Source organism: Nonomuraea sp. NPDC049784 (assembly GCF_040659615.1).
Lineage (GTDB): Bacteria > Actinomycetota > Actinomycetes > Streptosporangiales > Streptosporangiaceae > Nonomuraea.
Genome location: NZ_JBFAMX010000056.1, coordinates 1 through 12,287 on the forward strand (window position 1 = coordinate 1; position 12,287 = coordinate 12,287).

The following is a 12,287-nucleotide window of genomic DNA, read 5'->3' on the forward strand; positions in this document are numbered from 1 at the left end:
CCCGGGGGCGCCGGGGGCGCCGGGCCGCCGTGTTTCTCGCGGGGGGGGCCGCCCGGCCCGCCCCCCACCGGGGCCCCGGGAGGGGGGGGGGGGCGGGGGGGCCCGGGCGGCGCCGGGCGCCCCCCCACGCCGGTGGGCGGCCGTGGCTGCTGGCGCTGGTCACCGCGCAATCGGCGGAGGCCGTGGCCGGAGCGGAACGGCAGCTGGCGGAGTGCAGGGAGGCCGCCGAGAACGGCGGCACGCCGGAGATCCACGCCTACATCTCCGCACAGGCCGTGCTCGCCAGGGCCTGGACGGACGTGGGACGGGCCGGAGACGGGCTCGTGCTCGCGAGGCAGGCGGCCGAGCTGCTGCGACGCCATCCCGTACCCGACGCGCCGCTGCAGGGGTCCGCGGGTCCTGAGCGACCGCACGCGATCGCCGTGGGGATGGTGGCGGCGGCGCTCGGCCGGGCGCTGGTGGGCCTCGGGCGGCACAGGGAGGCCCTCCCCCACCTGCTCACGGCCATCGAGTCCTACGAGCCGCGGGCCGGGACGAGCGTGGTGTTCCGTAAGGAGCTGGCCGAGCTGTTGATCCTCGAGACCGCCGCACTCTCCGACGCCGCCTGCCCTTCAGAGGCGGAGGCGGTGGCCGACCGGCTGGTCGAGCTCTACGCCGGGCTGGTGTCGGAGGGGCTCGCATCCCCGCGCGCCCTGGCCGGGGCACTGCGGCTCCAGGGTGGCCTCCGCTTCACCGGGCAGAACGTCGAGGGCGCGCTGGAGTCGGCCACCCGAGCCCTCGACGTGATGTCCGCGGACCCTGAGGCGGCGAACCGGCTGCTCACCGCCACCTGCCTGGAGCTCGGCGGCCTGTGCCTGTCCGAGCTGCACGACCCCGGCGCGGCCAGGTCGAAGCTGGCCGAGGGCACCGCGTTGCTGCCGTACCCGCCTCCGGACCTCGTCGACGTGCATCTGCTGGCCCTGGCCCGGCTGGCCAGGCTGCGGGTGGAGGAGGAAGGGCCCGCCGCCGGAGTCACCCTGTACCGCGAGTTGCTCGACATCCGGCCGCTGCCGGGGACGGATGTGCTCAGAACCCTCGTCGAAGAGGTCGCCGCCTACCCGGGCGACATGTCCGAGCTGCTGCCCGCGCTGGCGTCGTTCACGGAAGCGCTGGAGCAGGAGGTGCCGCTGAGCAGTGACGGCGGCGCCGAGGTGCACGACCTGTACGGGCAGTCTCTGATGCGGATGCCGGGCGCCGAACTGGCCGTGCGGGTATACCGGGGGCTGGCCGCCTTCTCCGGCGACTACCGCGGGCGGCTCGGCACAGCGCTCGCCACGCTCGCCCGGCTGGGGCATGGCGATCTCGCCGTTCTGGAGCAGGCCATCGACCTCCTCTCCGGCGAGCCGGGCGGGGAACTGGCCGAGGCCCTCAACCTCTACGCCGTCAAGCTGCTCGAGCAGGGCCGCCCCGTCGAGGCCCTGGCGCACTGTGAGCGCGCCGCCGACCTCTGCGACGAGCTGGACGACCCGGCCGTAGCCGCGGTCACGTACGCGCAGCTCGGCTCCAGCCTGGCCATGCTCGACCGCCCGCAGGCCGCCCTGGAGGCGATCACCTGGTCGCTCGCCGAGCTGGACCGGGCCGCGGAGGCGGGCCAGGAGCCGCCCGGCGTGCGGGCTCAGGCGATCCAGGTGCGCGGGCAGGTGCTGCGGGCGTTCGGCAGGGAGCAGGAGGCGCTGGCGCACCTCGTGGAGGCCCTGCACCTCCACACCGACCCGGCGAAGAAGCGGGAGGCCGCCGCGATGATCGCCGACGACCTCCTGGCGACGGCGAGGCCCGAGGAGGCCGCCGAGTACGCCAGGCTCGCCGCCACCGGGCACGAGGCGGGCACGGTCAAGCACGCGCTGGCCACCCAGCGGCTCGTCAGGTGCCACATGATGCTCGGCGAGCTGGCCGAGGCCAACGCGCTCGTCGAGGACCTGATCCCGCAGGCCAGACAGTCGCCGGACGACCTCACGTACAGGGCCGTCCTCGCCGACTCCCTCGCGCAGAGCTCCGAGCTGCTGCCCCTGCTCGGCCTGGACGGCGGCACGAGTCCTAGGGTGCCGCGCCGCCGCAGCGGCACGGAAGCCGAGTCCCGGGCCAGAGAGGCCATCGCGATCTACGACGAGCTGCTGATCACAGGCATGAACGCGCAGGCCCTGCACATCAGCCGCGCGGGCGCCTGCCTCACGCTGGCCTCCGCGCTCAGGATGCGGGACCTGGCCGCCGACGCGATCCAGCCGCTGCGGGAGGCGGTCGCGGCGCTGGAGAGGTTCGGCCCGGTGGAGCGGCGGTTCGGCTCCGGGAGCCGGGCGCACCGGGAGTCCGGTCCGGGGAGCCCGATCCAGCGCGAGCTGCTGTCCAGGGCGATGCTCATGCTCGGAGACGCGCTCATGGAGGCGGGCCGGGCGCTGGAGGCCGGGCTCGTCTTCCACCGGGCCACGCAGGTGACGCGGGACGAGCTGCCCAGGGCCGTGGCACACGCCAGGCTCGGCTTCTGCCAGCAGGAGCTGGGCAGGGACGACGCCGCCGACGCCGCGCTGCGGGTCTCGGCCGGGCTGCTGCGCGACCTGCTCGCCCAGGACGGCGTCGCCGACCTGCTCCGCGACGTGCTGCGGGGCAGGCTGAAGCTGCTGGAGAAGGCGGGCAGGACCGACGAGATGGCAGCGGTGGAGGAGGAGCTACACGGGCTCTAGCCGTCGCTCGCCTGCACCGTCTCGCGGGCCCACCGGTAGTCGGCCTTGCCTGCCGGCGAGCGCACCATTTGCTCCACGAACGCGTACGAACGAGGCACTTTGTACCCCGACAGCAGCGTCCTGCAGTGTGCGTCCAGTTCCTCGGCTGTGACTTCGACGCCCGGCCGCGGCTCCACCACGGCGGCCACCCTGTTCCCCCACCGCTCGTCGGGCACCCCGGTCACCACGGCGTCGAACACGGACGGATGCCCCTTGAGCACCGCCTCGACCTCCTCGGGGAACACTTTCTCCCCACCGGTGTTGATGCACTGCGAGCCCCGGCCGAACACGTTCACGGTCCCGTCGGTGTCCACGGCCGCCAGGTCACCGGTCAGCAACCACCGCGTGCCCTCCTCGTCGGTGACGAACGTGCGGGCCGTCTTCTCGGGGTCGTTGTAGTAGCCGAACGCCACCCGGCCCGCCCTGGCCACGGTCCCGAGCTGCCCGGAGCCGGGCTCGACGGGCCGGTGCCGCTCGTCCAGCACGGCCAGCTTGACCACGGAGTTCGGCTGGTAACGCAGGCCCTTCTCCGGCGAGGACCCGGCCACGCCCGACGCCGTGTAGCCGGACTCGGTGGAGCCGAAGCTGTCCAGGATCATGACGTTCGGAAGCAGCTCCTGGAGCCGGTCGCGTACCGCGCCCGACAGGATCGCCCCGGTCGAACTGACCACGAACAGCGACGAGACGTCGTAGCGGTCCTTCTCCAGTGCCTCGGCCAGGGGCCTGGCCATGGCGTCGCCGGTGATGTTCATGGTGAACACGCGCTCCCGCTCGACCGCCCGCCATACGTCCTCGGCGTCGAAGCGGCGCACGTAGACCATGGTCGCGCCCATACACCAGGCGATGAACGTGGCCATCTGCGCGGCTCCGTGCATCAGCGGCGGCGCGGCCATCATCACCATGGGACCGGCCTTGACGGCCTCGTCGATCACCTCCTGCGGGGTGGCGCGCGGCTCGCCGTACGGGTTGCCGCCGCCGAAGGCCATGAACAGGTCCTCGACGTGCCACATCGCGCCCTTGGGCATGCCCGTGGTCCCGCCGGTGTAGATGATGTAGACGTCCTGGCCCGAGCGCGGCGGGAAACCCCGTTCCGGCTTGCCGCGTTCAAGAGCCGTCTCGTACGGCACCGCCGAGCCGATCGCCGACGGCCCGCCCACCGCGATGAGGTGCTCCAGCAGCGGCGCCTCGCCTGCCACGGCGGCCACCCGCGCGTCGAACTCCACGTCGTAGAGCAGCGCCCGGATGTCGGAGTCCCGGTAGAGGTAGAGCAGCTCGGCCTCGACGTAGCGGTAGTTGACGTTGATCGGCACGGCCCTGATCTTCAAGGCGGCCAGCAGGCCCGCGACGTATTCGATGCCGTTGTAGAGGTGCAGCCCGACGTGCTGGCCCGGCTGGACGCCCAGGTCCATGAGGTAATGAGCGAGCCGATTGGCCTCGGCTTCCAGCTCCGCATAGGTGCGCCGGTCCGAGCCGCAGACGACGGCCGTCCTGTCCCCGATCGCGTCGGCGAGCCCTTCGAACAGGTCAGCGTGGTTGAACTCCATCAGGGTCTCTCCCGTCCGACGATCCACATCGCGAAGAACTGGGCTCCCCCGCCATACGCGTGGCCGAGTGCCGTGCGGGCGCCGTCCACCTGGTGCTCCCCCGCCATCCCGCGCACCTGCAGCGCGGCCTCGGCGAACCTGATCAGTCCCGAGGCCCCGATCGGGTTGCTCGACAGCACCCCGCCCGAGGCGTTCCACGGGATGTCACCGTCGAGCGCCGTCGCGCCCGACTCGGTGAGCTTCCATCCCTCCCCTTCCGCCGCGAACCCCAGGTTCTCCAGCCACATCGGCTCGTACCAGGAGAACGGCACGTACGTCTCGGCGACGTCGATCTGCCGCCGCGGGTCGGCGATGCCCGCCTGACGGTAGACGTCGGCCGCACAGTCAATGCCGGCCTGCGGGCTGACCGTGTCGCGCCCGGCGCGGAAGATCGGCTCGGAGCGCATGGCCGTCCCGTGCACCCAGGCCGGGGTTCCGGTGACCTTGGACTCGGACGACAGGATCATCGCGCAGGCGCCGTCGCTGGACGGGCAGGTCTCCAGGTAGCGGATCGGCTCCCACAACATGGGCGTGGACTCGACCATCTTCTGGTCGATGCCGGGGATCTTGAGGTGCGCGTACGGGTTCTTGAGAGCGTTCAGCCGATCCTTGACCGCCACCAGCGTCCCGATGTGTCCGGGTGCGCCCGACCTGCGCATGTACTCGCGGATGTGCGGCGCGAAGTAGCCGCCCGCGCCCACCACGAGCGACGCGCTGAACGGCAGGTGCGTGGAGAGCGCCCAGGTGGCGTTGGACTCCGACTGCTTCTCGAATGCCACCACCAGCACCCGGTCGTGCACGCCGCCCTGGATCAGCGAGGCCCCGACCAGCGCGGTGGACCCGCCGACGCTGCCCGCCGTGTGCACGCGCATCATCGGCTTGCCCGCCGCGCCGAGTGCGTCCGCCAGGTACGACTCCGGCATCATCACGCCCTCGAACAGGTCGGGCGCCTTGCCGATGACCACGGCGTCGATGTCCTTGAAAGACAGCCCGGCGTCCTCCAGCGCCCGCAGCGCCGCCTCGCGTACGAGGCCGGCGATCGACACGTCCCTGCGCTTGGTCGTGTAGTACGTCTGCCCGACCCCGATGACCGCGCATCGGTTGCCCATCATGCCTCCAGGACGGTGACGAGGTTGTGCTGCAGGCAGGGGCCGCCGGCGGCGTGCCCGACGGTGCGGCTCGCGTCGCCGTCGAGGATGCGCCGCGCGGCCTCGCCGACGCGGATGAGGCCCGTGGCCATGACCGGGTTGGCGGCCAGCGGGCCACCGGACGGGTTGATCACCGTGTCGCCGGACAGCTCCAGCGCGCGGCGCAGGATGATCTCCTCGTGGGGGAACTGGGCGTGCAGCTCGGCCACCTCGACGGGACCCTTGCCGACCCCCGCGGCACGTGCGGCATCGGACGCGGAGGCCGACAGGGCAAGATCACGCATACCCAGATAGTGGGGCTCTATGCGATGCGCGATGCCCCTGATATAGGCGGGATTCGAGCACAGCTGCCGGGCCAGGTCGCCCGCCGCGAGCACGATCGCGGCCGCGCCGTCCGTGACGGGTGGCACGTCGGTCTTCTTCAGCGGCTGCACCGCGAAGCCGTCCGAGTCGTCCGGGTCGGGCAGATCGAGCGCGTACGGGTTGCTCCTCCCGTCCGCCCGGCTCCTGCGGACGATCTCGTCGAGCTCCTTCCTGTCCGCGCCGACCGCGCCGGCCTGGAGCGCGGCGTAGGAGAGCAGGTCGAGGCCGAGCGGCGCCAGATAGTACGGGTCGAGCTGAATCGTCATGATGGTGCGCAGGTCGCCGAGCGACGACTTGCCGAAGCCGTAGACGAGGGCCGAGTCGATGTCGCCGTGCTGGAGGCGTACCCACGCCTCGTACAGGGCCCAGGCGCCGTCCATCTCCACGTGGCTCTCGGAGATCGGCGGCCAGGCGGCCAGCGCGTCGAGTGCCGACACGAACGAGAACGGCGCGCCCGCGAGGTAGTCGCAGCTGCCCGAGCAGGTGAAGCCGAACCTCTTGAGCCCCGTGCGCTCCTTGACCTCGTCGATGACGGGCTGGATCAGCTCGGGCTCGGTCTGCCCGGTGTCGTGGCCGGTGTGCCGGGTCTGGGCGAACGCGACGATCGCGACATCTCTCATGACAGCTCCACATCGGGCTCGCCGGTGGGGGCGAACCAGCGGATGTTCGCCATGGACGCCGTGCGCTCGCTCTCCGGGACCCAGACGGCCTTGACCCGCATGCCCTGGCGCACCTCGTGAGCGGGTACGTCCCCGACGAGCGCGATCATCGGGATGTCGGAGTTGTCGAGCAGTATGTACGCCGACACGAACGGCACCTGCGGGGCCCGCGGATCGGGCAGGTTGTTGATGGCGAACGTGGTGATCGTGCCGGTGTCGGGGAGTTCGAGCGTTTCCGGGATGCTGTTTCCGCATTCGGGGCAGGACAGGCGGTAGGGCACGTACACCTTGTCGCAGCTCTCGCACCGGCCACCGAGGAAGACGCCACGCTTGACGCCCTCCAGGAAGACGCGTAGCGCGCCGCCCGCCTGGAGGCGGTATGCGGAGCGCACGTTGGACACGATCTTCGTGACCTCGGGAACGAAGTGGGAAATGTCGGTGATGTGGCCGGTGGGGCGCTCACTCCAGGCGGACCAGACGCGGGTGCCCGCGGCGAGCGCCTTCGGGTTACCCGCGTCCACGGCGTGCACCAGCGTGGTGTCCGCCCCGTCCAGCTTGATCAAGGCCCAGGCGAACGGGCGGTCGAGCGGGTGGCTCTCGAGCGGCTCCTCCACCCACGCCCAGGTGATGACCGTGCCTGCCGGGCCGACCTCGACGTACTCGCCGGTCACCGGCTCGCCCGTCGCGGGGTCGTACTCCAGGGGCGGCACGAGCACCTTGCCCTCTTTCGTCCGCACCCCCACGATGCGCCGACCGCGTAATTCGCTCAGGAACCGGCCGATCACGGGGCCTGTCGTTCGCGTGTAGCCGCCGGGAAATTCCAGGACGTGCTGGGCGACGAGCGGATCAGATGGCACGGTCGTGTCCCTCCCAGTACGGGGCGCGGAGCTTGCGTTTGAGCAGCTTGCCGTTGGGCTCTCGGGGCATCTCGGCGATGAAGTCGAAGCTCTTGGGCCACTTCATCCTGGCCAGGCGGCCCTCCAGCGACGCGAGCAGCTCCCGGGCCAGCTCGGGGCCGGGCTCGACCCCCGGCGCGGGCTCGACCACGGCCTTGATCTGCTCGCCCCACTCCTCGTCCGGGACGCCGAACACGGCCACGTCCGCCACCTTCGGGTGGACCATGAGCTCGTTCTCGATCTCGGCCGGGTAGATGTTGGCTCCTCCCGAGATGATCATGTCGGCCTTGCGGTCGCAGAGGTAGAGGTAGCCGTCCTCGTCCAGGTACCCGATGTCTCCTACGGTGAAGTAGTCCTTGAGGCGGTTCGCGGCGGTCTTGTCGGGGTCGCCCTTGTACTCGAACGGGACGCCCATCATCTTCATGTAAATCGTCCCGGCGGTGCCCGTCGGTACAGGCTCGCCCTGCTCGTCCACGATGAGCAGCTCGCTGATGGGCCAGGCCTTGCCGACCGTGCCGGGGTGCGACTTCCAGCCCTCGGGCGTGGCCAGGGTGCCGCCGCCCTCGGTGGCTGCGTAGTACTCGTACACGCAGTCGCCCCACCACTCGAACATCGCCCACTTGACCGGGATGGGGCAGGGGGCGGCGGCGTGGATCATCCACTTGAGCGAGGACAGGTCGTACTGGGCGCGGGTCTGCTCCGGGAGCGCGAGCAGCCGCTTGAAGTGGGTCGGGACCAGGTGGGAGTTCGTGACGCGGTAGCGCTCGCAGACCCGGAGCATCTCCTCCGCGTCCCACTTGTCCATGTAGACGAGCGTGTGCCCCATGTGCAGCGCGGTGCCGCCGAACTGGGTCACCGCCGTGTGGTAGTTCGGTGAGGTGATCAGGTGCGCGTTGGGGCGGCCCGGCGTGATGCCGAACAGTCCGAGCAGGAACGTCATGAGCTCTGCGGAGTCGTCCGGATCCAGGCCGTTCAGCCGGCGTCTGACGCCTTTCGGCTTGCCGGTCGTGCCCGAGGTGTAGTGCATGGTGGCGCCGGCGGTGCGGTCCGCGGGGGCGGTGTCCGGCTGCCCGTCGGTGAGCTCGCTCGCCTGGCGGAACCCGTCAGTCCCGCCTCCCCCGAGGAGGAAGCGGCGGTGCGGCTCGGTCGCCTCGGCCCCCCTGGCGCCTTCCCCGAGGTAACGCGGGTCCACGAAGAAGGCCTTGGCCTCGCTGTCGGACACGATGTACGCGATCTCGGGGCCGGTGAGATGCCAGTTGACGGGCGTGTAGTACCAGCCGGCCTGCATGGCGGCCAGGTAGAGCACGAGCCCGTCCACGCCGTTCGGGACCAGGCCGCAGATGCCGTCCCCCGGCTGGAGCCCGAGACCGCGCAGCCCGTGCACGAGGCGGTTCGAGCGGGCCAGCAGGTCGCCCGCACGATGCTCCGTGCCGTCGGGATCCACGGCCGCGATCCACTCGGGATCCGCCTGCGCGAGCCTCCAGAAACCGAGCGTGCCCATCTGAACTCCTTGGAGTTGCGGCGCGAGCAAAACAGGAACCTGTTCTCGTTTGCTGCTGGGAGCGTATCCTGGGGCCGAAGTTCGTAGCAAGCGCTTGATTAGACACTTCGGAGGCGTACGTGGAGCTCCTGCCGATCAGCACCCCCCACTGCCGGATCGAACGCGACGGCCACATCCTGATCGTCACCATGAACCGGCCGGAGGCCCGCAACGCGCTCTCCTCGGACATGCTGATCGGCCTGGCCTCGGCGTGGGCGTACGCGTCGGCGGAGCCCGGGATCCGGGTGGCGATCCTGACGGGCGCGGAGGGCACGTTCTGCTCGGGGGCCGACCTCAAGGCCATGGGACAGCCGTCGGCGGACCCGGAGGTCCAGGCCAGGGCCGCGCAGATACCGAACTTCCACTGGAAGGGGCTGCTCAGGGAGGACCTGCCCACCAAGCCGATCATCAGCGCGGTGGAGGGCTACGCGGTGGCCGGAGGCACGGAGCTGCTGGTGGGGACGGACCTGCGGGTGGTGGCGGAGTCGGCCACGCTGGGGCTGTTCGAGGCCAAGCGCGCCCTCTTCCCCATGGGCGGCAGCGCCGTACGCCTTCCCCGGCAGATCCCGTACTGCCATGCCATGGACCTCCTCCTCACCGGCCGCCCGATCACGGCTGCGGAGGCGCTGTCCATGGGACTGATCAACCGGGTGGTCCCCGACGGCCAGGCGCTGGCCTCGGCCCGGGAACTGGCCGAGGACGTCGCCGCCTCGGGCCCGCTCGCCGTGCAGGCGATCCTGCGCACGTACCGCGACACGCTGGGCCTGCCGGAGCCGGAGGCGCTGAAGGTGTCGGACGAGCTCGGCTGGCCGGTGATCGGCTCGGAGGACGCCAAGGAGGGCACCCGCGCCTTCCGCGAGAAGCGCCCGCCGACCTATCAGGCGCGCTGAAGATAGGCCTTGTGTGGCGCAGGAGGCCACACAAGGCTATGGTCCGCACATGAGGCACCTGAGGGCTGACCGCCACGGAGCCTGGTCAACGTCGTTCCCGTATGAACGTCACTCCCCGGTCAGGCGCTCCAGCCGTTCGAGGGCCTCGCCGTACTCCTCCACCAAGCCGAACACCACATCCTTCGTGGACCGGACCTGGTTGGTGATCCCGATGATCTGCCCGGCGGGGAAGGTGGACAGCTCGGCGGCGTCGGAGCGGCCGATGCGGCGCAGGGCGTCCGACACCAGCATGAACTGCAGGGGCATCGGCAGCGTGCCGGGCGACTCCTCCGACTCCCATGCGTCCGTCCACTCGTTCTTGAGCAGCCGCGCGGGCTTGCCCGTCCAGCTCCGCGAACGCACGGTGTCCCTGGACGTGGCCTCCAGGATGCGGCGCTTGGCCATCTCCGGGGTGTCGGCCTCCTCCACGGTCAGCCAGAGCGAGCCGGTCCAGACGCCGTCGGCGCCCAGCGCCATCCCCGCCGCCATCTGGCGGCCGTTGCCGATGCCGCCCGCGGCCAGGACAGGCACGTCCACAGCGTCCACCACCTGCGGGATCAGCACCATGGTGGAGATCTCGCCCGTGTGGCCGCCGGCCTCCGTGCCCTGGGCGACGACCACGTCCACCCCGACCTCCACCTGCTTGAGCGCGTGCCGGGGAGTGGAGGCCAAGGCGGCGACCTTGACTCCGTGCGCGTGGGCGAGGTCGACCACGTCGGCGGGCGGCGGGCCCAGCGCGTTGGCCAGGAGGGCGATGGGGTGCCGGAGGGCGACCTCCACCTGCGGACGGGCCGTGGCATCCGTCCAGCCGAGCAGCACCTTGCCGGGGTCGGCGTCCGAGGAAAGCGGCGGGACCCCGTGCTTGCCCAGGAGGTTCTCGACGAACGCCCGGTGGCCGTCGGGGATCATCGACTGCAGGCGGCCCACCAGCTCCTCGGGCGCGAAGTCGGCGCCCTCGTAGGAGGCGGGCATGACCACGTCCACGCCGTACGGCTTGCCGTCCACGTGGTCGTCGATCCACTTGAGCTCCGTCTCGAGCTCGTCAGGCGTGAAGTAGAGCGCTCCGAGCACTCCCATGCCGCCCGCGCGACTGACGGCGGCGACCACGTCCCTGCAGTGGCTGAACGCGAAGATCGGGAACTCGATTCCGAACATGTCCGTGACACGTGTCCGCATGGCCCGACAATACGTCCGGCGGATGGCGAACTGCAACGTGTTCTAGACTAGAACCTTTCGTCTGGTACCAGCGAGTAACCTTGGACGATAACGAGTTCTAGTTTGACTTCATCAAGGCATGAAAAAGGGGCCCGCATATCGCGGGCCCCGGAAATGGTCACTCGCCCCGCGGGCGGCGGCCGAGGACGGCGCCGGTCAGCACCAGCGCGAGGCCCACGATGAGCAGGACCAGCGGGATGATGTTACGCAGCAGGTTCATCTGGCTCTTGCCGTCCTGCGCCTTCTTGACCAGGTCGTCGACGGTCTGCTCGGTCATCTTCGCGGTGCCGATGAACGCCGGCGAGCGCTCGACTCCGTCCTGGGTCTTCAGCACCTCGTGGCGCTGCACCTCCTGCTTGACCGGGGAGCCCGTGACCGGCTCGACCCAGAACGTGGTCTTGCCGTCGTACCAGCGGTCGACCTGCACGTCTCCGGTGGTGCCGGTCATGCCGAGCACGTTGGCGGGCGCGCTGCGGGTCTGGGTCTTGGTCGGCGGGACGGTCTGCTCGAAGACGTAGACGGGCAGGCCGTTGACGTTGTCCTCGCGCACGAAGACGGCGTCGAACGCCTTGCCGGCCTGGCCGTTGAACACCTTGTACGTCTTCTTCTCCACGTCGAAGGGGAACTTGTAGATCTGCCCCTCCAGCGTGACCGGCGCCTTGTCGATGTTGGTCCCGCAGCAGTTGAGGCCCACTCCGGTGTAGCGGTTGAAGGCGCTGCGGCGCTCGGAGAGGTCGATCTGCGGCCGGCTGTTCGTCACGTCGTTGACGACCGTGGCCTCGTCCCAGACCACCCGCTGCGAGTTGGCCTCCTTCACGTCACCGCGGGTGGTGACGAAGATCTGGAGGTCACCGGTGAGGACCTTCAGGTCCTGGAGGGAGAAGTAACGGGCGCCCTTGGCCTCGAGCCGCGCGACGCCGAACTGGTCCGCGGGAGCGGCGATGATCTGGCCGGCCGCCCAGAATTTCAGCAGCGGCGCCAGTGCAATGAAGAAAGCCCCGAACCCGATGAGGACGAGCGTGGAGATACGACCCATCGAGGCCTCCGCATTTGTAGAACGTGTTGTCATCTAGCGCGATCGTCGAGCAACAAAGTATGACAGCGAGTGATGCGCGTCACTGGCGGCCATACCACCGCAATCAAATCGATAGAAACAAGTTCTATCGTGGTTTCCGCTGGCCTGACGAGAGGGTGTGAGCAG

At 70.4% G+C, this 12,287-nt stretch carries 9 protein-coding genes; 2 read left to right on the plus strand and 7 right to left on the minus strand.

The window, feature by feature from the left end; all coding sequences use genetic code 11:
* The first annotated feature begins 182 nt into the window (after window positions 1–182).
* Window positions 183–2,714, plus strand: coding sequence for a tetratricopeptide repeat protein (locus AB0J09_RS15225; protein ID WP_360690224.1), 2,532 nt, complete (start codon window positions 183–185; stop codon window positions 2,712–2,714).
* Here the strand turns inward: AB0J09_RS15225 and AB0J09_RS15230 are convergent.
* The 5 genes from AB0J09_RS15230 to AB0J09_RS15250 are packed head-to-tail and all read right to left on the minus strand — an operon-like array spanning window position 2,711 to window position 8,903.
* The gene (locus AB0J09_RS15230) at window positions 2,711–4,297 is read right to left on the minus strand and encodes an acyl-CoA synthetase (RefSeq protein WP_360690226.1); all 1,587 of its coding nucleotides are present in this window, start codon (window positions 4,295–4,297) and stop codon (window positions 2,711–2,713) included. The genes AB0J09_RS15225 and AB0J09_RS15230 overlap by 4 nt on opposite strands.
* Entirely contained in the window at window positions 4,297–5,445 is a 1,149-nt protein-coding gene (locus AB0J09_RS15235) for a thiolase domain-containing protein (protein WP_360690267.1), read from the minus strand. Before AB0J09_RS15235 ends, AB0J09_RS15230 begins: the two co-directional genes overlap by 1 nt.
* Window positions 5,445–6,467 carry a thiolase domain-containing protein gene (locus AB0J09_RS15240; protein WP_360690228.1) on the minus strand — a complete coding sequence of 341 codons (1,023 nt, stop codon included), beginning with the start codon at window positions 6,465–6,467 and terminating at the stop codon, window positions 5,445–5,447. The genes AB0J09_RS15235 and AB0J09_RS15240 overlap by 1 nt, the downstream gene beginning before the upstream one ends.
* Window positions 6,464–7,363 (minus strand): OB-fold domain-containing protein, encoded by a 900-nt coding sequence (locus AB0J09_RS15245; RefSeq protein ID WP_360690229.1) that lies wholly within the window; start codon window positions 7,361–7,363, stop codon window positions 6,464–6,466. The genes AB0J09_RS15240 and AB0J09_RS15245 overlap by 4 nt, the downstream gene beginning before the upstream one ends.
* Window positions 7,353–8,903 (minus strand): acyl-CoA synthetase, encoded by a 1,551-nt coding sequence (locus AB0J09_RS15250; protein WP_360690231.1) that lies wholly within the window; start codon window positions 8,901–8,903, stop codon window positions 7,353–7,355. Before AB0J09_RS15250 ends, AB0J09_RS15245 begins: the two co-directional genes overlap by 11 nt.
* Before the next feature lie 119 nt (window positions 8,904–9,022).
* Between AB0J09_RS15250 and AB0J09_RS15255 the strand changes: the two genes are divergently transcribed.
* Complete coding sequence (locus tag AB0J09_RS15255; RefSeq protein ID WP_360690233.1) at window positions 9,023–9,832, plus strand: crotonase/enoyl-CoA hydratase family protein; 810 nt, start codon at window positions 9,023–9,025, stop codon at window positions 9,830–9,832.
* Between the two features lie 108 nt (window positions 9,833–9,940).
* On the opposite strand, the gene AB0J09_RS15260 is transcribed toward AB0J09_RS15255, so the two are convergent.
* The gene (locus AB0J09_RS15260; protein ID WP_360690235.1) at window positions 9,941–11,047 is read right to left on the minus strand and encodes a nitronate monooxygenase family protein; all 1,107 of its coding nucleotides are present in this window, start codon (window positions 11,045–11,047) and stop codon (window positions 9,941–9,943) included.
* A 157-nt stretch (window positions 11,048–11,204) separates the two neighbouring features.
* The gene (locus AB0J09_RS15265) at window positions 11,205–12,122 is read right to left on the minus strand and encodes a DUF3068 domain-containing protein (protein WP_360690237.1); all 918 of its coding nucleotides are present in this window, start codon (window positions 12,120–12,122) and stop codon (window positions 11,205–11,207) included.
* Window positions 12,123–12,287 lie beyond the last annotated feature (165 nt).

Coding starts and splice junctions, on each gene's coding strand:
- AB0J09_RS15230 (WP_360690226.1), bottom strand. CDS start 4,297: ATGGAGTTCAACCACGCTGACCTGTTCGAAGGGCTCGCCGACGCGATC.
- AB0J09_RS15235 (WP_360690267.1), bottom strand. CDS start 5,445: ATGGGCAACCGATGCGCGGTCATCGGGGTCGGGCAGACGTACTACACG.
- AB0J09_RS15240 (WP_360690228.1), bottom strand. CDS start 6,467: ATGAGAGATGTCGCGATCGTCGCGTTCGCCCAGACCCGGCACACCGGC.
- AB0J09_RS15250 (WP_360690231.1), bottom strand. CDS start 8,903: ATGGGCACGCTCGGTTTCTGGAGGCTCGCGCAGGCGGATCCCGAGTGG.
- AB0J09_RS15260 (WP_360690235.1), bottom strand. CDS start 11,047: ATGCGGACACGTGTCACGGACATGTTCGGAATCGAGTTCCCGATCTTC.
- AB0J09_RS15265 (WP_360690237.1), bottom strand. CDS start 12,122: ATGGGTCGTATCTCCACGCTCGTCCTCATCGGGTTCGGGGCTTTCTTC.